Source organism: Flagellimonas sp. CMM7 (genome assembly GCF_021390195.1).
In the GTDB taxonomy this organism is placed as follows: Bacteria; Bacteroidota; Bacteroidia; order Flavobacteriales; family Flavobacteriaceae; genus Flagellimonas.
The window spans coordinates 2,861,076-2,881,372 of sequence record NZ_CP090003.1 but is presented as its reverse complement, the minus strand read 5'-3'; the positions used below and the strand labels follow the sequence as shown (position 1 = coordinate 2,881,372).

The following is a 20,297-nucleotide window of genomic DNA, read 5'->3' as shown; positions in this document are numbered from 1 at the left end:
GTATTTTAATTATTATTTCCAACCACCACCTAGAGCGCGAAATACAACTACTCTGGCTTTTAATTGTTCTTTTTTGGTTTCTACCAATTCAATTTTTGATTCCAGGGCATCACGCTGGGTCAATAACACCTCCATATAATCCGCACGAGCCGACTGAAACAATTTGTTGGATATTTCTATGGATTTGGTCAATGCATCTACCTGCTGATTTTTAAACTCATAGTTCTTCTTTAGGTTTTCAATATTGGAAAGCCCATTGACAACTTCCAAATAGGCGTTTAAAATCGTTTTCTCATACTCAAAAACTGCTTGAAGCTGTCTGACATTGGAACTGTTATATTCAGCCTTTATGGCATTTCTATTGATGAGAGGCCCCACTACATCTCCTGCCAAACTATAAAGCAAAGATTCTGGGGTCGATGTCAGGAATTTAGGTTTAAAAGCTTCCAAACCTACACCAGCCTTAAGACCAAATGAGGGATAAAAATTAGCTCTTGCTACCTTGACATCCAGTTTGGCAGCTCCCAACTCAAACTCTGCTTTTCTAATATCGGGGCGATTACTGAGCAACTGAGCTGGAATTCCTGCCGATAGTGCGTCAACAACACTTTCCATAAAATTTCCCGAGGCTCGGTCAATTTGGGAAGGTTGCCTACCCAACAGGAAATTGATTCTGTTTTCGGTTTCAATAATCTGTTGTTTAATCCCATACTTTCCACTTATATTTTTTAGCACTTCGGCCTCAAATCGTTTTACGGCCAGCTCTGTGGCTCTAGCTGCCTGTTTTTGAAGTCTAACAATATGTAAAGCATTTTGTTGAATTTCCAGATTCTGTTCAATGATGGCCAATTGATTGTCCAAGGCTACCAATTCATAATAGGCGTCCGCTATTTCAGCAACCAGATTGGTGACCATAAAGTTCTTGCCCTCGACTGTAGCCAGATAGTCCATGACAGCCGCCTTTTTGGAATTACGGAGCTTTTTCCAAACATCAAGTTCCCAGGAAGCTGTCAATCCCAATGTATAATTGGACAAAGGTTCCGGGAACGCTTCACTTTCTCGAACAGGCAGGTTTTTTTCAATCGCTCCCTTTCGGGTAAATTCTCCCACTTTCTCAACTTCGGCACTTGCACCAAAATTTAAAAATGGCAGGTATTCTCCCTTTCGTGCCTTTATTTCATTTTTGGCCACTGCCATTTGCTGCAAGAAAATGTTCAACTCCTGGTTATTGACCAAAGCTGTATCTATGAGTGCTATAAGATGTACATCGGAAAAGAAATTTTTCCAGTTTACCAAAGCACTATTCACCGTATCGATTGATTGTCCTCGATACTGTTCGGGTACCGTTGTGTTTGCTTCCCTCACTTTTATGGTAGATGCGCATGAGCATGCCAGCACTACCAAAAGCAAAAGCAGTATGTTTCGTATTCTATATTTAAACATGGTCATTTATTTATTTTTTGTTCTTGAAGTCAGTTTTGACAACAACTGTCTTAACTGGGTTTTAGTTTTAATGGCTTCTTCGGAGGCTCTAACAAACTCTTCGGAAACAGGTTCATCAGCCTCATTTTTGATGAGTCCTCGACCATCTGCCATTTTTCCAAAAATGTAGTAGAGACCTGGGATTATCAGGACACCTATTAAGGTACCTATGAGCATGCCGCCCATAGCGGAACCCCCAATGGTTCGGTTTCCAATAGCTCCTGCACCTGTAGCAATGACCAATGGAATCAATCCTGCGATAAAGGCAAATGAAGTCATCAAAATAGGACGGAAACGCATTTTAGCACCTTCTATGGCCGCATCCAGAATACTAACTCCCTCACGACGTTTTTGCACCGCAAATTCTACAATAAGCACCGCGTTCTTACCCAGAAGACCTACTAGCATTATCAATCCAATCTGTGCATACACATCATTGGCAAGCCCCATAAGTTTGAGCAACAAAAAGGAACCGAATATCCCAACGGGTAATGATAGGATAACCGCCAGTGGCAACAAGAAGCTCTCGTATTGTGCTGCCAGAACCAGATAGACAAATATTAATACCACGGTAAAAATGTAGATGGATTCATTTCCCCTACCTGCTTCGTCATAGGACAGCCCTTCCCAGGCGATATCATATCCCCGTGGCAAGTTTTGTTCCGCTACTTCCCGAATGGCTTTAATGGCATCCCCACTGGTATATCCTGGAGCTGGCAACCCTCTGATAGCAGCAGAATTGTATAGATTATACCGTGTAATCTCATTAGGTCCCAATCGTTTTTCAAGGGTCATAAACGAGGAATAGGATACCATTTCCCCAATCTCATTTTTCACAAAGAGTTTTTCCAAATCGGACGGCAATCTTCTGTATTCGGGTGCCGCTTGGGTATACACCTTAAAGAATCGTCCAAATCGGATAAATCCTTGTTCGTAGGTACTTCCGATAAGGATATTCAGGTTTTCCATGGCCTTACCAATGGACACCCCTTTTTGCATCGCTGCCTTATTATTGATGACCAATTCATATTGTGGATAATTGGCGGCAAAGAAGGTAAAGAGTCCTGTGAGTTCCTTGCGTTCGCGCAGGGCATCCATAAAGGCATTGTTGATTTTTTCAAATTCATGATAATCCGTACCATCGGTTTTATCCAATAGGCGCATGGAGAATCCTCCAGAAGACCCAAAGCCAGGCACGGCAGGGGGCTCGAAATATTCAATAACCGCGCCCAAGTCTTTGGTTCCCTCTTCCAGTTCTTCCATGATTTCATGAACCGATTTTTCCCGTTCAGACCATGGTTTCAAGTTTATCAAACAGGTACCTGCATTGGAGCCACGTCCTTCCGTCATGATTTCATATCCTGCCAGTGATGAAACCGAAGCAACATCTTCCATTTCTTCGCATAAACGTTGCAAGTTTCTGGCCACTTCATTGGTGCGCTCCAATGTGGCACCAGGGGGAGTTTGTATGATAGCATAGATAGTTCCCTGGTCTTCGTTGGGAATGAATCCTGCAGGCAATGACTTGTTCGTAAAGAATATCCCGGCACAGAACGCCAACAGGATTCCGAAGGTGAGCACTCTTCGGTTCACGATGAATTTCAGGAAATTCACATATCTGCCCGTAAGTCTCTCAAATCTTGTATTGAACCAGTCAATGAAACGATTGATGGGGGATTTCTTTCTAGGCTGTCCATGGTTGTTCTTCAATATCATGGCACATAGTACAGGAGTAAGCGTCAATGCCACTACAGCGGAAATAATGATAGAACCTGCCATCGTGATGGAAAACTGTCTGTAGAATACACCAACAGGACCTGTCATAAAGGAAATAGGAACAAAAACCGATACCATTACCAGAGTAATGGCAATGATGGCACCACCAATTTCGCTGATAACATTTTTTACGGCCTGATAAGGGCCAAGATGTTCCTCTTCCATTTTGGCATGTACCGCCTCGACTACCACAATGGCATCATCCACCACAATACCTATGGCTAATACCAGTGCGAATAATGTAATCAGGTTGATGGAAAGACCGAACAACTGCATCACGAAAAAGGCACCAATCAAGGAAACAGGCACGGCAATAATCGGGATGAGGGTTGACCGCCAATCCCCTAAGAACAGGAATACCACAATTGCCACAAGAATAAAAGCATCCCGAAGGGTATGCATCACTTGTTCTATGGATGCATCGAGGAAATTGGATACATCATAACTGATTTTATAATCGACTCCTGGTGGAAGGTATTCTTCAAGCTCTTTCAGCTTGTCTTTTACGGTGTCGATAACATCACTGGCATTACTTCCAAAGGTTTGTTTTAAAACAATGGATGCCGATGGTTTTCCATCAAGGTTGGAATAAATATCAAAAAATTCACTTCCTAATTCTACTTCGGCAATATCTTTCAGCTTAAGAATTTCTCCTTCTTCATTAGCTTTAATGATGATATCCTTGTACTGGTCTGCTTCATTATAGCGTCCTTCGTAGGTCAACACATACTCTAGAGATTGTGCCTGCTTACCTGAACTTCTTCCCAACCTTCCTGGTCGTGCTATAATGCTTTGCTCGTCCATAGCTTCTAGCACTTCTTCTGCAGAGATATTATAGGCTCGCATTCTATCTGGTTTCAACCATACACGCATTGCATATTTTCGGCTACCCAATATTTTGGCACTTGCTATACCATTAATGCGCTGTAGTTCTGGAACAATTTTCGTGTAGGCGTAGTTGTAGAGAAACTTTTCGTCATTCTTCTTGGCATCACTATACAGGTTCACGTACATGAGCATACTTGGTTGTACTGGCGTGATGATGACCCCTTCACGTTGTACCAAAGGCGGTAACAAAGGCATAACCTGGTCAACCCTGGTTTTTACCCGAACCACAGCTTGATTGGGGTCTGTACCAGGTTCAAAAATGATACGCAACGTTCCTTCGCCTGCACTAGTAGCATCCGAAGCAATATACCGCATGCCCTGTACGCCGTTGATGGAGGTTTCCAATGGAATCAAGGTCGATTTTACCAATACATCGGCACTGGCCCCAGGATAAGCTATGAAGATATTTACCGTTGTAGGTGCAATTTGGGGAAACTGCGATGTAGGCAATTTATTGATAGACAGTAATCCTGTAAAAACAATGATAACAGAGATTACTATGGCCAATACTGGCCGTTTTATAAACTTACTGAACATTTCTAATGGAATTTTAAGGTTGGACTATTCTGCGTAGAGTTCCAAGTTTGAAATGGCTTCCTCCGGAGGTAGAAAATCATAAGCAATATGCTCACCTTCTTTTACCAGTCGGATGCCTTCCAAAAGCACTTTGTCTTTTTCGGAAAGACCTTTTTCCACCACAAATAAATGTGGTAGTTCGGCTCCAACGGTAATTTCTCTTTGACGGATGATATTATTCTTATCCAGAACAAAAACAAATTTCTTATCAAGCACCTCAAAGGTGGCTTTTTGAGGTATAATCAAAGCATCCGTAAGAGGTACTTTTATAAGAATGCTACCTGTTTCGCCGTGTCTTAGAATACCATCAGGATTTGGAAATGTAGCCCTAAAAGCAATATTTCCTGTTTCATTGTTGAACTCTCCCTCGATGGTTTCGACAATTCCTTTGTGATTGAATTCTCGGTTATTTGCCATTAACAGACTAACCACCGTTTTATCATCTTTATGACCATTAGTGATATAGTCCAGGTACTCAGCTTCAGGAACATTGAAATACACCCACATCTTACTATTATCGGATAGGGTGGTCAATAGTTCGCCTTCATCCAGAAGGCTTCCTTCCCGTACATGCAAATGGTCCATGACACCATCAAAAGGCGCTTTAATATTGGTAAATCCAAGATGGGTCTTAGCCATGGTCACTTCGGCATTGGCTTTTTCATATTTGGCTTTGGACATAGCCAATTCATTTGGCGACACGACTTTGCTTTCTGCTAATAGTTTCGTGTTCTTAAGCTCTATGGCAGCAACATCGGCCTCGGCTTCAGCTCTTTTCAATTCAGCTTGATATACGTTTGGCATTATCTTAAACATGGGCTGTCCTTTTTTTACAAATTGCCCTTCATCCACAGAAATCTTTTGTAGGTATCCTTTCTCAAGGGCTCTTAGTTCTATATGCCTTATGGAATGGATTTGACTGACATAGTCTTTGGTAATGATGGTGTCCATTTTTATTGGACTGGTCACTAAATGCTTGACCTCTTCTTTGTGTTCTTTTTTGTGATGCTTGCAACTACCGAAACTAACGAGTACAAGCAGTAACATAATGCTAGAAATTCTCTTCATTGTATTGATTGTATTTGACAAATTGGATTTTAAAAACGGGGAATGGTGAAAACTTATCTGTCTTTAGAAGCAGAAAGCTTTCAAATGATGAAAATTGAACACCAAAAGTCAGGACCTTCAATCACAGTCCTTTTGCTTTTGATATGCAATTAAAAAGTGGGGATTAGCACGCTATCTTTAAGCAGCAATAGGTGATGTAGCGAGGGGTTTCCCTTGTATTGACCACATTGGAAAAACAGCCAATACTTAACCTTACAGGAATGTCTATATGTGTTACTTCTGTAGGCTCCTGCACCAGAGCTTCATTTCCGAAACTTCCACCATCCTCAATGATAACATCATCGACAATGGGTGCGATGACATCAACATAAATTTCTTCTTCAACCTCAGAAGTAATGCATTCCAAAGGTTGTGTACTGATTACCTCTCCTGATGTCAAAGGAGCAAACAGTAAAGAAGAAATTAATATGAGAAATTTAAGTTTCATTAAATTTTGATAGCCCTGATTTTATTAACGAGAGCAAAAGTACTTGAGAATTACTTTCGCATACAAGAAGAAAAAGGTTTGGAGAGTTTAAATTTCTGAAATTTGAACTCAATAGCGTTTTTATGAACCAATTTTAACCTTTAAACAATGACCGAACATCTCTATAAATATTCTCAAAATTTTCTGCTATTTCGGTATCCGTGAAGTTTTTAAGACTTTTAGGTAGCTGCTTTTCAATTTTGGATAGTTTAAACCGTACTTTCTTATCCTTACCATCCGCAAAGGTTATAAACTCTCCCTGCTTTAACCGAAAGAAGATATCGGCTCTTCGTTTGGAAACTTCCTTTTCACCTTTTGTAATTCGGCTCTCTAAACTCAATCCGCTACTTTTACTAATGCTTTTCGTTGGCTGTTTTATGAGTTCAAAAAAGCGTTCGTAGTACTTGGCCGTATCAGGGTCATTTGCTTTTCCGAAAAACTGATAAGATAAGTTGCTTAAAATAGCTCTACTCGCCTTATCACCATACATCATGTCATTTTGGATTTTGTCTTGCATTACATAAACTGTGGCAATATCGTAACTCCTTAAAGTAGCAGGAATACGGTGCATATTCAATAAGCGAATGGTCGGCGCTTCTTCCATCATCAAAAATGAAGGCTTCGCATTTCGTACACTCATTTGTTTGGTAATGGTATGCACAATAGTTGCAATAATGGGTGAGTAAGCGGATTCATATTTAGGATTATTGACCACAGAAATTACCCCTGGTTTTTCCTGACTATTGATATCCAACGGCACTTCATCTGCTGATAACGCCATAAAAATGCGTTGCGTGCTAATCTTTTTGAAGGCGTTGGCCAAGGTGCTTTTAACGCCTGCGGTCTGTCTATCGGAATCTTTGCCACTGATAAAAGCAGCTGCCATAGCTCTAGCGGTTACATTACTTTCCAGAAAAGCGATAAGGCTATCCGTGTCTAAAAGCTGATAGATAGCTATTAAATGAGGTAAGGTGCAGTATTTGGGATAAGATATTTTCAGTTTCCATATCAATCCACTAATCAAGCCTTCCGCTGCATCTGTAAAAAATTTTGAAGTTCCTGTACTACCTGATTCTTTTTGCTCCAATAAATTCTCAACCAAAACTCTCGAAACTTCATTCACGCTTTCCTCATTTTCCATGTAGCGAGGTGCAATTGGGTTTACTCGATGGAAAATGGTACCAAACGACACAATATAAAAAGGGACTGTAGCTATTTTGAATAATGGATAGGCAATCTCCGTAAGTTCAAAATGTTTATAATCATGAATGACCCCACAAAAGGCATACTGACTAAAATGCTTCAAAAAATTGAAAACCACACTCTCAGTCTTTCCGCTCCCTGCAGAACCTATAACTGAAGCTCCTCGCTTGATATTATCAATTTGGAACTTCCCAGATTTCACCTTGAATTGCACCTTGTATTGTTGATTAATCTTGGTGTTTGGGCTACTGTGCAAAAACACATATAGTACAGTTGATAGCAATAGTATTGGGACTATGATATATAAAATGATATGTGGCACCGACCAAATCATATACCTATGGAACTTGATTTAATGGCAATACCTACACCCTTTTTAAGTCGTTTAAATGCTTTGATTGCCAATTGCGCCTTATTGGTTGGAATGTTCATCATCGGCACTCCCGATTTACCTAAAATTTTGAAAGCTGCTGCCTTTTCAGTCGTGGGCAATCCCATCAATACCGAAAAATAGAGTTTGGGATTTTTGATAAAATCCTTTTTGGCCTGATAGGTTTCTGCATAGTTTCTTTTATAACCGAATTGTCTATCAAATGTCTTTTCAGCATTGGCGAAAAATGAATCCCTGTCAAAGCCGCGTTTTATGTTCTTTCCGTTCATTACGACTTCTGAAGCTTTGTATTTACTTCCTGGGGACAGACTTACTGAATTGGAAGCATCTTTTCGACTTACAATGATATGGATATGACTTTGATTCCCCTCTTTTTGCATTCCCTGAACAATTCGCTTTCCGTTTTGTTGGTGTGGTGCTTCTTTTTCAAGTTGATTGATTTTTTGTTTCAATTTTGAAATGTTGCCTTCCATTTTGCCATTTTCAATTCTTCGGATATCCTGTTTTAACTGAAGGATTTTAGTGGCGTAGAGCTGGTTTTCCTTGACTTGAAAATCGGTTCCCTTGAATTTACGTTGATGCTCAATCTTAGCATAGTATTTAACATCATCAATAGTAATGGATCTACCATTGATTTCTCTATTAAACGATGCCACATAATCTTTCATTACTTGACGGGTATACGCTTTTAAATCTTTACTACTGTTCTGTAATTGTTTCAATTCATATCTACTTGGACTTATGGTAATGGAATAAAATTTGGGTTCGGTCTTTTTCAGTTTTGCTGTGTTCCCATCAATCTCTTTGACTACTTCTTTGACATTTATCTCATCTCCATATTGATTAAAAAAGTGTTCCTTATCCTGTTGTTCCAGACCCTGATTTTCTTTTTCCAAATAGTCTACATAATCAGATACACTTTGGGAATATGAGCCTCCTAACTTTTGTGGTGTTATTGTTATATACATGGTGCCTATAATTTGCTATCGTTGTTTTTCTTTTCCTGAAATAGCACTTTCTTTTCGACCAATGGTGGTTTGTTTTTCGGTTCTGCTTCTTCAAAAAGAGATTGCATCATGGCAACAGTGGGTCGGGTCTGATTTTTTTCCATATCTCTTAGAATAGCGATGACAGCACTAACTCGTTTTTTAATGAGATTTTCAAGCGTATGGACAGTAGGACCTATAGACTCTTTCGGGGAAACATTATTGGTTTCAAAAAAGTCCAACATCATCAATAAGGTCATGGAATTAGATGCTCCCATTTTCTTGCTAAAAGCCCGAAACTTTTTTGCTATCGAGCTTTTAAAACTGATAGTTGTAAATTGTTCTTTTTCGTATCCGTTATCCATTTTTACTCTAAAAATTCATTGGTTTTACTAAGCCGAACGCCTTTTTACTCTAAAAACCAATACTTTAAATTTCATTTTGATGAAATTTACTTTTTAATCAACTGAAAAACAGTTGGTTAAAAACAAGAGGCTTGTTGAAACATCGCGCAGCGTGTTACCCTCTTGCTTTTCCCCCTTAGTTTTACAATCACGCTGATATAGAGATTTTTTTATGATAGTTGGTTCTTGTAATAAGTAACTTTCTATCGGGGGAAAACTCTCAATAATTATTGGCTGTGGCCAAACTGATTAGGGCGAATTATACGCTTTTCAAAGTTTCAAGACTTATACTTTATTTGATAAAAGCCCTTATTGGTTTACTCCGGACAGGCATCAGATGGAAATTCAGGCTTATAGGCCTATTATCAGGGGTTCGATGAGTATCTGGGTACTGGCCATGCTATCTTAAAACTTATTCATTATGAACAAACAAGACTTTAAATTCTTTATCGGTATCGACCTGTCGAAAAGGTTCTTCGACGTGGCCATCATTGATAATGACAGGACTACCTCGTATGTATTCGAAAACACCAGAAAAGGTGCCAATGCCTTTATCAGACTTCTTAAAAACCAAAAGATTCCTCTGTCCAACACGCTTATATGCATGGAACATACGGGTGTCTATGGAAAAATCCTTATTACCAAACTTGTCGAAAAACAAGCCAGCTTTTGTGTGGAAATGCCCATACAGATTACCAAGAGCATAGGTGTTGTCAGAGGTAAGAGCGATAGGGTAGATGCCAAACGTATCGCCATATACGCCTCTAAAAACCATAAAGAGCTTGAGCTTTACAGGCCAATGCCGGAAATACTCGAAAAGGTGAAGATATTGCTCAAGATCAGAAGAAAGCTCGTCAATACCAGAGCGGACGTGAACAAGTACCCCAATGAACTGGAACTGTTCTCTCCTGAGCTTGGAAAGCTTGCCAAACGCAACCTTAAAAAAATTAACAAAAACCTTAATGACGAAATTAACCGTATTGAAGCTGAAATTAAAAAACTGGTGCTTTCTGATGATAAGCTCAATAAGACCGTTGGATTGGTGACTTCCGTTACTGGAATCGGACAAATCACTGCACTTCACTTTACCATATTTACCAACTTCTTTACCCGATATGACAATCCTAAACAACTTGCCTGTTATAGCGGTGTAGTGCCTTTTGAATATACCTCTGGAGAATCTATACACCGGAAGTCCAGAGTCCATCCTATGGCAAACAGGACGCTTAAAAAACACCTGCATATGTCCGCCCTGGCTGCGATTAATCATGACCCTGACATCAGAACCTACTTTTTGCGAAAAGTCGAAGAAGGGAAAAACAAAATGCTCATCGTCAACAACGTCAGGAACAAACTCGTTCATCGAATCTGTGCCGTGGTCAAAAGACAAAAACCTTATGTAAAAACTATTAGTTGACATTTTTTATTTTTTCCTTGGTTTTAACATGGAAATCATTTCGTTCGCCCTAAGCGAACAAAATTCCAAACAATCTGACTAAAAAGTCAGTTGCTTTTAGTTGTGATTTTTGATGAATATGATTATCAGGAAAGTCAAATCAAGATAGGATAATCACACATAAAAATTGTCGGGTTCCGACCTCTTAAATCTAAGAAATTTAGCGAAACCCGACCATAGGTAATTCGTATCAATTAACCTCAAATAATATCATTATCTGAAAAGCTATAGTAGTTTCCGTCTGGTGTTATGATTAAATGGTCTAAAACTTTTATATCGAATAAGTCTGCGGCATTTTTTATTTTTTTGGTAAGCTCAATATCTGAATTGCTTGCTTGTAATTTTCCTGAAGGGTGATTATGCGCCAGAATGATAGCCACCGATAAAGATTTCAAAACCGTAGCGAACAAGATTCGCATATCCACTAATGTTCCCGTGATTCCTCCTTTGGACAGTTCATAAATTCCTTTGACCTTATTGGAGTTGTTCAATAACAATACTTTGAAACTTTCCTGTAATTCAATATTGTTTTTATCCCAATGCTCGTACAGTACTTCTGCAGCATCCATTGAGCTCTTGATATTTGGTGAATGGAATAACTTGATTCGTTCTTTATAACTGATGCTTATTTCGTTAACTTTACCCTTCATTGTTTTTCTGTTTAAGATTGATAATGAAAAAGAGGGTGCGACTTTCCACGGTATCACCCTCTTTATTTTTGGATGTTACTTGCTTCCCAATAGGAGAATTTCATTGGCTTCTACTTCGGTAACATAGCTTTGGTTTCCATCTTGGGTTTCATAGGAACGTGTTTTGAGTTTTCCGGAAACACCAATCTCTTTGCTCTTGGTTACATATTTTTCAATGATTTCTGCAACTTTTCCCCAGGCTACAACCGTGTGCCAATTGGTGTCGGTCTGTTTTTCTCCATTACTATTTTTATAATTCTCATTGGTCGCCAAGGATAATCGGGCTACTTTTTTTCCGCTTTCAAGGTTTGTGATAGTTGGCTCAATACCAACATTTCCGATTAACTGTACATAGTTTTTGATAGTACTCATAATTATAGATTTAAAATTGATTTACTTATTATATCCAGAGTGTTTTCCTTTTTGATTTTCTTAGTCCCACTCCCTTTTTGGATATTTTGAGATGATTTCATAGTCTGATATTTTGATTTACTTCCCATAGAGCCTTCGTTGTTACCTTTTTTTGATGCCACACCTTTTCAATATTCAGAATTGAGCTAAGACTTATAAAAAAGGAGTATGCGACTGGCTTTATGCTGTCTGGTCAACTTCTGAATGTTGGTGTTTTGCTGTCTAAAAAAGTGTGATGGCGAGGGCTCGGTAAGTGAAATAAAAAACTATGGGAAGCTTAAAATGGAAGGGAGTGGGGCTAAGTGTAATACTCAGAACACCCTGTTAAAATCTATAAGAAAAATAAGTAACTTTATAAGATGCCGACTGTATTTGATACGCCACCAATTGAAGTCCAAGAGGAGTTAACTCTATTGAAAAAGGATTTGGATGAAAAAATCCCTTTCAAAGAATTTGATCACAATTTGTTAATTGCTACGTGGAACATTAGGGCTTTTGGCAATCTTACAAGAAAATGGGAAAGTGGAGATAATGATAGTCCAAAAAGAGACCTACATTCGATTTTGTGCATAGTTGAAATCATTAAGCGATTTGATGTTATTGCAATTCAGGAAGTAAAGGCGAACATACGCGCACTGAGAGATTCATTAAAACTTTTGGGTGATGATTGGTCGATGATATTGACGGATGTCAATAGAGGTGATGAGGGCAATGATGAACGTATGGCATATTTGTTTGATACCAGGAGAGTGAATTTGTCAGGCCTTGCTGCGGAATTGGTTGTTCCCAACGAATGGAAAGATAAAGTAGACCAAATCTCTTTGGAAAGACAATTTGTTAGATCTCCATATGCAGTAAGTTTTAGGGCAAACAATCGTACTTTCATTTTAGTCACTTTACATATATTATTTGGGGATAGTAGCAATGATAGAATTGATGAACTAAGAGGCATAGCCGAATGGCTCTCAAGCTGGGCGACCGACATCAATGCGTTTGACCATAATTTGATTGCTCTGGGTGACTTCAATATCGACAAAAGAGGAGATTTGCTAAATCAAACTTTTATATCTACCGGGCTGCATGTACCTCCTGAGTTACAGAATGAAGAAGTAACCAGGTCCATTTTTGATGAAACCAAGTTCTACGACCAAATAGCTTGGTTCAATGGGGATAACAACGCCCCCAAATTATCCTTGGAATTTGTAAACGGAGGTAATTTCAATTTCATGGGAAAGGTTCTCACCAATAGAGACCTTACCAAAGTACGCATGTCTTTTATGATCTCCGATCATTTTCCCCTTTGGGCAGAATTTAGGTTGTAATCATCAGCTATTTACATAAAAGTTACCTATTCGGTGAGCCTCTAAAACAATGTCTCTGCTAAGGGCCGTATCTATTGTTATTTCTAAATTAGGTTCTAGTCTTTATACTTTAAGGTCTGGTCGTATTTACTATTGTCAATTTCTACAAGAGCCTTGATAAGGTTTCTCTTTTGATTTTCTCTGGTTAAAGGGGCATTAAATTATATTTAATTCTTTTAGAATATCTTTTTTCATTTTACTTAAAGGGCGCTTATGAAAATCTGATTCATTGATATGCGTACCAAACGCTAGTCTGTAAATTTCTTTGGTTGAAGTATTTTTATCAACTTGATTTATCAGTTTTTTTAGTTTGATAATGTAGTCTATTGAATAGAGTTTTTTTATTTTCAATAGATCTTTAATTTCATCTTCATGAGCCAGATAGATTTCCTCCAGCTTAAAAGCCTTGATAGTGTTATCCTCTTTTGAATTTAAGGGGCGAATTATTTGAAATTCATATTTACTATATTTTTTGAGGCGATAACTAAAACTCATGTTAATACTTTTATCGACATAAGGGTGTATATAATTGTTTAAATTCATTACAGTTGAACCTTTCACACTACTATTGCAAACGTGGCAAGAAGGGATAAGGTTATAGAATGATAATGCAAGTAATGGGTAAGTCCCTTTTGGGAACCAATGATCAAATTCAGGTCTGGTTATCTTGGATGGATTTCTAACAGTTTTTGTATATATACGGTTGCAATATACGCATGTTTGGAAATCTAAGTTTTCTGCTAAGTCATAGGTTGAATACGGACTTGTTTTTCTCTCAAAACCACCCTTATATTTAAATATGGTTTCAATTTTACTTGCCAGTTCCTGGTATTTTGTAATCAATTCTTCTTGCTCATCTGTTCTATTTCTTTTTACAATTCTTTTATAATTAAAGAAAGTTTCCCACTCGGCTCTTGAGTAATTATTTAGGAATTCAAGTAATTGATTATGATGGGTTTCCAAATGGCTCGGTTCATCTGTAAGAATATCAATAATTCGTTGGTCTGTTAGGAACTCTTTCAGCTGTCCGGCTTCAAGGGCATGTACTTTTCCAAACAATATTGGAGTTAGATTATCTAAGTGAACCTTTAAGGCAACTTTGATTTTAAATGAATCTGGATCAATCGGTATCATTGATTTCTTCTGAGAATTCTTCTCAAATTTTTGGTTTCTTTATCGATCATTTCTTGAATAAAGTCTGGTTCGGATTTAATATCACTCAGCATTTCAACCAACTTATTTCTTAACACCGGCTCTTCAATTATTGAAATCATTTTTTTTACTTCCATAAAACGCTCCCGGTTATATTCTTTATTTTCTTTATTATTATTTATCCATTCAATAATTCCATCGATTTTTTGCTTTGCAAAATCACCAATTAAGTAATCATCTAAATAGAAAGAATCAGATAATAACTCTATAATATTACCTGCGAAGCTTGTAGTTGGTCTATCAAGATCAAAAGAATTGATTATCTCAAGTTTATCTTTTGGTTTTAAATAGGTTATATTATTATTGGGTATATCACTTAAAGATAATGCATCATGCGAGGTAAAGACTATTTGTACTTTTACTGCCAACTTTTTAAAAAAATCAATAGAAAAACTACTTAAGGCCTTTACAAACAATCGCTTCCATCTTGGATGAAAACCCATATCAGCTTCATCTAGCAATAAAAGATAGGATTCATATTTTTTTTCAAGGCTTGCAGCAATTAGATTTCTGTTGAAATAGTCGAAAATCCTACTGAAAACATTTAGCATAGCTGTCTCGCCTGAGCTAAGCTTCCTATTTGAATATTCTACATTGATAAATTCTCTCATATCATCTAAAGGTCTATATTCATACCCTTCGTCTTCACCAACCTTTAAATAATACCTTGGAAGTGCGCCCAACAATTTTTCATTTAGAATAATTAATTGGTCCAATTTTTTACTAGGAAAGATCAAACTTTTTTGAGACCAATCCAGATTGGTTTTTTCAGGGTTGTACTTGGAGGAATCAATATGTTCATATAAAAAATCCAATAGCTCGTTTACCTCTTTTGAAGGTAATTTATATTTAGGCCCGTATCTGGAGTAATAGTTATTATTAAGCCAATATTTGAACATTTTGAGTGCCGAATAATCTTTTATGATTTCTTCCTCGAGCTCACTTTTCAAGCCTTCAAAGTGCCCCTCTCCTAAAAAAGTATTACTTTGCTCCATCAATCGGACTAAAAGACAAAAGAAATCCATCAAAACATGATTCTTCATCAGTGCTTTATGAGTTTCATGAGAGCTTTTTTCTGAGCTAAGATTTCTTTCTGTTTTGTCGTATTCTTTTCTGATTTTTAAATACAATAAATTCAAATAGTGCTGAAAATCTCTAGGTGTATTATGAAAATTTACTCCTTCCTCATCTGCATTTATTCTATACCGTGTTATGGCTATTCTATAGCGATTATCTTGGGGTAAGTCGAATAATTTTTGTACACCATTAGAAAATTCCGATCTAATAAACGAGAGTAGCCTACTGTCATTTGCTCTTTTTAATCTGTAATAAGGAACAATAGCTTCATTAGCTTCATATTTTCTATCGATATAACTTAGATCTCTTTTTATAGTAGAATCATAGCTCAAATCAATACCATCTATTTGATTCTTAAAGTCTAAAAAAGGGGAGTAGTAAATGGTATTGATGTCAACTTGCTCCAAATCAATGTGAAAATCAATCGGATTAATTTCTAAATCTGTTCCAATTCGGTGTAAAATTGTTTTGTGCCCTTTTTCGAAAATTATTACTCCAGATCTGTATCGGCTATTAAGTAACTCAACTATTTCAATTAAAAGTGAAGTTTTACCCGATCCATTAGCCCCAACAATTGCAGAGATATTTTGTAAAATGCCGGTTGAATCAAAAAACCCCTTGATGTATTCCTTATTCTCAAACCTAATAATATCAACAATATCACCTCCAGTTAATACTTGATAAATATAATTTGCGCCGAAATTTATTGTTTGGGATTGACCAAAAAGAAAATGGTCGTCAATATGTATTGCTGCGAGTTGCATTTACTATTTTATTAAACTACTTTGTTTTTTACGTATTAGGTTTTCTCCTCAGTAACCATACTTATTTTCATTCGGCTTAACCAATAGTAACTTACCCTTTCAAAGCATGGACAATAATGAATCTCCTTGCTTGGTCAGCTTCTGTTTCTGTTTATACTCATTTGAAATTTAAGTTATTGTAAACATAATTCAAATATTATGTTTTTTCCATTCCCTTTCAATCTCAAACAAGAAAATATGCTCACAGGAATCACACAGTGGACTATTCATATTCGTTTTGGATTCTAAACCATATCGATGACAATATTTTTCGGTGAATTAAGGATTTTTGTAAGCATTCCATTCTTTAAAACATTTGATTTGGTTTATTCATTAAGAATACAAAATATTCCTTTTCTTCTATTGATAAAAACATTATTCAACCATAATAATTAGTTATCCGTTGTTAAAAAAATTAAGTTCAGAAGTTTAAATCCCTTTTGGATTGTATAACGTATTGTGCAGAAACCCTGGGTCATTCTTGAATTTCTCCCAATCAAGTTTTGTCTTTTTATATATCGCTTCTAACCTAATCTTTGTTTTTTTATCTAATTTTTCGAATCCGTTGCCTTGATTATACATAAGCTTATCCAAATAAATCATTAAGTTTTGACAGCAAGTAGCTTGGCCACTTATTAGTAAAGACACTAAAATTTCATTTAATTTATCACTATCTGTAAACCACAAAGTTGTCCCAAAAGTTGCAGCCTCATCAATATGGTCAACAAGTTTTTCTCCCATAATCTTATCGTAGTCATTTCCATTGAGCATAGAGAGGTTTTTTGATACCCTGCTGTAATCTTCTTCGATTTTCTTTTTGAAATCTATTTTTGTGAGTTCTTTGACTAGACAGGTCATCCTTCTATAGTAATGAGCATCATCTTCATAAATTCGATTATAGTGTAATCGACGGATTTGTTTCAGAAAAATTGTAGGTAGCAGTAATTTAAGGGAATTGAATCGATCTAGGGCTAAAATCTCTAAGTGTTTCAACTTAAAGTGTTCAAGCTTAAAAGACGGTAAACGTTTCTCAAAAAAATCAGGAATCAATTGTTTTAGGTAATTCCATGTATTGTTAAATTTCACCTTAACCCAAGACCTTAAAACGTGGTAGAGTATTATAGCGATTATTCCAATTGCCGTAATTGAAATCCCAACTCCAAAACGCCATGTAAAAAGCTTTAGGTTTAATAATGTAAGAATCAGTCCTACAAGAGTAGCAGCCCATAATGAAAAATATAGAACTCTTGCTTTTTTTCTATAAAACTTGAAAAATTGATTCAAGGTCATTTCGCGAACGCCACCAGTTTTTTCAGAAACAAAGGAAAAGGCATCTATGTAAGGCGAGGACACATCGCAAATCATAATAAGGTCGAATTGGTTTTCCTCTGTATTATCCTGAAAATCCTCTATGCTACTGATTCCCTGGTTATCATATATCCCACCATCCATTAATCCTATGGAGGTTCCTTGGTAACCGCTATGAGATTCAAAATAGCTTTTATGCTCAGAATCAGGGCCAAAAAAATCACTTGGCATTGCTATAGGCTCAAACCCACCAGAAAATGCAGAAGATGAGGCTATAATATCACTAAGTCTTATTTCGTGATAAACCTCTTTTCTAAGGTTTAATTCATAAGCCCCAACATAGTTCTGCCTAGCTCCTTTAGCAATTTGAAAACGGAATCGTAACCCTTTTTTAAATTCAGTGGCATTAAAGCATACATATTCCAGATGAGATTTTTTCCAAATGCCATCCAAGTCTCCTAAGCACATTCCATTTGTAAGAGATTCATCATATATCTCAGCAAAGGCGTTAATCAAATTTTTTCTCTTGTAAGTGTGATTCCATATGCCGTCCTTACTCACTTTTTCCAGCCCCTCATGAACAAGATCTTTCTTTGACAACCACGTGAGCAATGTGTTGTAAACTTTTTCAAAATTTAATCCCTTTGCCAACATAGCAGAATACACGACACCGGTAATAGTTCCACCTGAAACTGTAGATATAGCCTTTACATGTTTCAACAAAGGGTTCTCTCCATACTCAACGGAATTTAAGTACGAAAGAATCCCCAGCTGAAAGATAGCAGACCGATATCCTCCTCCGGACATACATATTGCTATTCTGTCTAAAGGGTTATTTGGAATCTGGTGCTCTTTTACGTTCGATTTTTTCATCTAGTTCAAAACTTCAGTGCTGCCACCGGAGTATTATTAATCGGTACAGAATTCAAATATCTCCGATAAATCATAAAGTTCCTTTTTATCACCTTATATTGGCCAAGTGTGAATTGATCCATGCAATAATCCGGATTATAACCCATATAATTTTTAATCGGATCTAGACCTGCCAAATTTGGACAAGTATCACACCACTTTATATCAGGGCTATTTTCATCTCCACAGGTATCACAGTCCTTTATGGATTTTCCAAACTCACATTTTCCACATCCGTAATAATGACAAATTTTCTGTGGTGGAGTATCTTCTATTCCATCACCAATTCGCGGAACTGTAGTTAATTCACCGCAACCATTATGAATACTATCGTTATCACAAGCAATATCAAGTGGTTTATTATTTGCGTCGTGTTTTTCCATGTGAAAAGTATGGAAGAGCCCAAAAAAATGACCCATTTCATGAATCAAGGTTTTCCCTAACATCACACCATTTTTTTTGTCAACGTGCCCTTCAAAAGTGGTCTCTTTTAAGAGAATTTCATCGTATATGGTTTGATAAGTCTTTTTATCCCAGGGAAAAGAAGCCGCACCTAGTAAACTATCCTGTTTGGTCACAAAAATATTAATGGCTGTTTTAGGATCTTCTGCAAGTGCTTCAATCATTTCAAAATATTCATCAGAATCACGGTATGCTCTATACCATGTAGAATTAGTTTCCCAAGTAGAACTATATGTGAAAAACTGAATCTTAGTGGTCTTAAATGCATTATTTAGAATATCAATTTGCCTATTCAAGTCCTCTTGAAAAATACGTGTAGAATCTTTATGCTTATTGATTACATACCATCGTATTGGTATGTAGTAGGTTTGGGGAAAGACATAATCGTAGAAAAATTCATTTCTTGAAAACATCTTAGGAATGGTGTCCTCTGAATAATCAATCGAACCACATTTATATCTTACACCATTTAGAGAATCTCTGATTACTGCCATGCCAGAGGGTCCTAAGCCATAAAGTGCAAACTCGTCAAACAGCAATACCTCTTCGTTCAAAAGGCTCCGTTTTTCGTTTATTGTTAGTTTGTCAAAGCTCTGTAAAAGGTCATCCGAAATTTTAAAAGAATCAATCGACGCTTTATTCATTGATATTTCAGAAAAAGAAGTTCTTTCTTTCCTGTAACAGGTTAGAATTTCATCTTTTTCGTTTTTGCAAGAAACAAGGGCAAACGAAATAATGATAAGTGTTTTGACTTTTTTCATTAAAAACTTAGGTAACTCGTATTCTTTGATTGATAAAAATCCTAGCGAAAGCATACTATTTTCTTTTTTATCCCCTATTCATTTTTTGCAAAAACTATGGTAAAGAATCTCTTAGACAGTCTTTGAGCTCTTTTAATGCCTCAGCAATTCCAAATGCTGATGAAAGGCTACCTAAAAAATTATTAATTATATCAACCCATTTAATAAAAACAGGTCTAAAAATGCTTATATCGATCGAACTTAATGTAGCACGTAATCTTTCATTTGCATTGGAAACTAAATCTCTTTTAAGTCTTAATTGAGCACCATAGAAGCCTGCTCTCTGAAACTCGGATAATGAGGAATTTTGTATTACTTCAAAAGGGCGTTCAACTTCATCAAAATCTTTTAGTGTTTCATCAACAGCGCGTTTAATACTAATGATATTAGAACCAAAAATGGTTGAGAGATTATCTGAAATTAATTGAAACGATTCCAAAGTATCTCTGAGCATAAAACTTACATCATGTTTGTATTCACTAAGGTTATTTTCTCTTGCTGGCATA

At 36.9% G+C, this 20,297-nt stretch carries 16 protein-coding genes; 2 read left to right on the top strand and 14 right to left on the bottom strand.

Annotation, left to right across the window (positions count from 1 at the left end; genetic code table 11):
* Positions 1–12 precede the first annotated feature (12 nt).
* From LV704_RS13100 to LV704_RS13070, 7 genes are all read right to left on the bottom strand, one after another.
* Entirely contained in the window at positions 13–1,449 is a 1,437-nt protein-coding gene (locus LV704_RS13100; protein WP_163423306.1) for a TolC family protein, read from the bottom strand.
* A complete protein-coding gene (locus tag LV704_RS13095) occupies positions 1,450–4,683 on the bottom strand; it encodes an efflux RND transporter permease subunit (protein ID WP_163423307.1) in 3,234 nt (1,077 codons plus the stop codon).
* 24 nt (positions 4,684–4,707) lie between these two features.
* Positions 4,708–5,790, bottom strand: coding sequence for an efflux RND transporter periplasmic adaptor subunit (locus tag LV704_RS13090; protein ID WP_163423308.1), 1,083 nt, complete (start codon positions 5,788–5,790; stop codon positions 4,708–4,710).
* 163 nt (positions 5,791–5,953) lie between these two features.
* Positions 5,954–6,277: a hypothetical protein gene (locus LV704_RS13085; RefSeq protein WP_163423309.1), complete on the bottom strand. Its 324-nt coding sequence runs from the start codon at positions 6,275–6,277 to the stop codon at positions 5,954–5,956.
* 133 nt (positions 6,278–6,410) lie between these two features.
* The gene (locus LV704_RS13080; RefSeq protein WP_163423310.1) at positions 6,411–7,853 is read right to left on the bottom strand and encodes a type IV secretory system conjugative DNA transfer family protein; all 1,443 of its coding nucleotides are present in this window, start codon (positions 7,851–7,853) and stop codon (positions 6,411–6,413) included.
* Complete coding sequence (gene mobB, locus LV704_RS13075) at positions 7,850–8,878, bottom strand: MobB family relaxase (RefSeq protein WP_163423311.1); 1,029 nt, start codon at positions 8,876–8,878, stop codon at positions 7,850–7,852. Before mobB ends, LV704_RS13080 begins: the two co-directional genes overlap by 4 nt.
* 5 nt (positions 8,879–8,883) lie before the next feature.
* Positions 8,884–9,261, bottom strand: coding sequence for a BfmA/BtgA family mobilization protein (locus tag LV704_RS13070; RefSeq protein WP_163423312.1), 378 nt, complete (start codon positions 9,259–9,261; stop codon positions 8,884–8,886).
* A 460-nt stretch (positions 9,262–9,721) separates the two neighbouring features.
* On the opposite strand from LV704_RS13070, the gene LV704_RS13065 reads away from it, so the two are divergent.
* Complete coding sequence (locus LV704_RS13065; protein ID WP_163424038.1) at positions 9,722–10,717, top strand: IS110 family transposase; 996 nt, start codon at positions 9,722–9,724, stop codon at positions 10,715–10,717.
* A gap of 239 nt (positions 10,718–10,956) precedes the next feature.
* On the opposite strand, the gene LV704_RS13060 is transcribed toward LV704_RS13065, so the two are convergent.
* Entirely contained in the window at positions 10,957–11,406 is a 450-nt protein-coding gene (locus tag LV704_RS13060; protein WP_163423496.1) for a JAB domain-containing protein, read from the bottom strand.
* A 75-nt stretch (positions 11,407–11,481) separates the two neighbouring features.
* Positions 11,482–11,817, bottom strand: a complete 336-nt coding sequence (locus LV704_RS13055; protein ID WP_163423497.1) for a single-stranded DNA-binding protein — start codon at positions 11,815–11,817, stop codon at positions 11,482–11,484.
* Positions 11,818–12,215: 398 nt separating this feature from the next.
* Here LV704_RS13055 and LV704_RS13050 point away from each other — a divergent pair, with 398 nt between their 5' ends.
* Positions 12,216–13,178: an endonuclease/exonuclease/phosphatase family protein gene (locus tag LV704_RS13050; protein WP_163423498.1), complete on the top strand. Its 963-nt coding sequence runs from the start codon at positions 12,216–12,218 to the stop codon at positions 13,176–13,178.
* 195 nt (positions 13,179–13,373) lie between these two features.
* Here the strand turns inward: LV704_RS13050 and LV704_RS13045 are convergent, their stop codons facing one another.
* From LV704_RS13045 to LV704_RS13025, 5 genes are all read right to left on the bottom strand, one after another.
* On the bottom strand, positions 13,374–14,351 hold the full coding sequence (locus LV704_RS13045; RefSeq protein ID WP_163423499.1) for a hypothetical protein: 978 nt from the start codon (positions 14,349–14,351) through the stop codon (positions 13,374–13,376).
* Positions 14,348–16,270, bottom strand: a complete 1,923-nt coding sequence (locus LV704_RS13040) for an ATP-binding protein (protein WP_163423500.1) — start codon at positions 16,268–16,270, stop codon at positions 14,348–14,350. Before LV704_RS13040 ends, LV704_RS13045 begins: the two co-directional genes overlap by 4 nt.
* A 468-nt stretch (positions 16,271–16,738) precedes the next feature.
* On the bottom strand, positions 16,739–18,490 hold the full coding sequence (locus LV704_RS13035; RefSeq protein ID WP_163423501.1) for a patatin-like phospholipase family protein: 1,752 nt from the start codon (positions 18,488–18,490) through the stop codon (positions 16,739–16,741).
* A 5-nt stretch (positions 18,491–18,495) separates the two neighbouring features.
* On the bottom strand, positions 18,496–19,752 hold the full coding sequence (locus LV704_RS13030; RefSeq protein WP_163423502.1) for a hypothetical protein: 1,257 nt from the start codon (positions 19,750–19,752) through the stop codon (positions 18,496–18,498).
* Positions 19,753–19,846: 94 nt separating this feature from the next.
* Complete coding sequence (locus tag LV704_RS13025; RefSeq protein WP_163423503.1) at positions 19,847–20,296, bottom strand: hypothetical protein; 450 nt, start codon at positions 20,294–20,296, stop codon at positions 19,847–19,849.
* Between the last annotated feature and the right edge of the window lies 1 nt (position 20,297).

Bases quoted from the DNA above. Each gene is read 5' to 3' on its own strand.
- LV704_RS13070 (WP_163423312.1), bottom strand. From the start codon at position 9,261: ATGGATAACGGATACGAAAAAGAACAATTTACAACTATCAGTTTTAAA.
- LV704_RS13100 (WP_163423306.1), bottom strand. From the start codon at position 1,449: ATGACCATGTTTAAATATAGAATACGAAACATACTGCTTTTGCTTTTG.
- LV704_RS13095 (WP_163423307.1), bottom strand. From the start codon at position 4,683: ATGTTCAGTAAGTTTATAAAACGGCCAGTATTGGCCATAGTAATCTCT.
- mobB (WP_163423311.1), bottom strand. From the start codon at position 8,878: ATGTATATAACAATAACACCACAAAAGTTAGGAGGCTCATATTCCCAA.
- LV704_RS13080 (WP_163423310.1), bottom strand. From the start codon at position 7,853: ATGATTTGGTCGGTGCCACATATCATTTTATATATCATAGTCCCAATA.
- LV704_RS13090 (WP_163423308.1), bottom strand. From the start codon at position 5,790: ATGAAGAGAATTTCTAGCATTATGTTACTGCTTGTACTCGTTAGTTTC.
- LV704_RS13060 (WP_163423496.1), bottom strand. From the start codon at position 11,406: ATGAAGGGTAAAGTTAACGAAATAAGCATCAGTTATAAAGAACGAATC.
- LV704_RS13025 (WP_163423503.1), bottom strand. From the start codon at position 20,296: ATGCCAGCAAGAGAAAATAACCTTAGTGAATACAAACATGATGTAAGT.
- LV704_RS13055 (WP_163423497.1), bottom strand. From the start codon at position 11,817: ATGAGTACTATCAAAAACTATGTACAGTTAATCGGAAATGTTGGTATT.
- LV704_RS13065 (WP_163424038.1), top strand. From the start codon at position 9,722: ATGAACAAACAAGACTTTAAATTCTTTATCGGTATCGACCTGTCGAAA.
- LV704_RS13035 (WP_163423501.1), bottom strand. From the start codon at position 18,490: ATGAAAAAATCGAACGTAAAAGAGCACCAGATTCCAAATAACCCTTTA.
- LV704_RS13085 (WP_163423309.1), bottom strand. From the start codon at position 6,277: ATGAAACTTAAATTTCTCATATTAATTTCTTCTTTACTGTTTGCTCCT.
- LV704_RS13030 (WP_163423502.1), bottom strand. From the start codon at position 19,752: ATGAAAAAAGTCAAAACACTTATCATTATTTCGTTTGCCCTTGTTTCT.
- LV704_RS13050 (WP_163423498.1), top strand. From the start codon at position 12,216: ATGCCGACTGTATTTGATACGCCACCAATTGAAGTCCAAGAGGAGTTA.
- LV704_RS13040 (WP_163423500.1), bottom strand. From the start codon at position 16,270: ATGCAACTCGCAGCAATACATATTGACGACCATTTTCTTTTTGGTCAA.
- LV704_RS13045 (WP_163423499.1), bottom strand. From the start codon at position 14,351: ATGATACCGATTGATCCAGATTCATTTAAAATCAAAGTTGCCTTAAAG.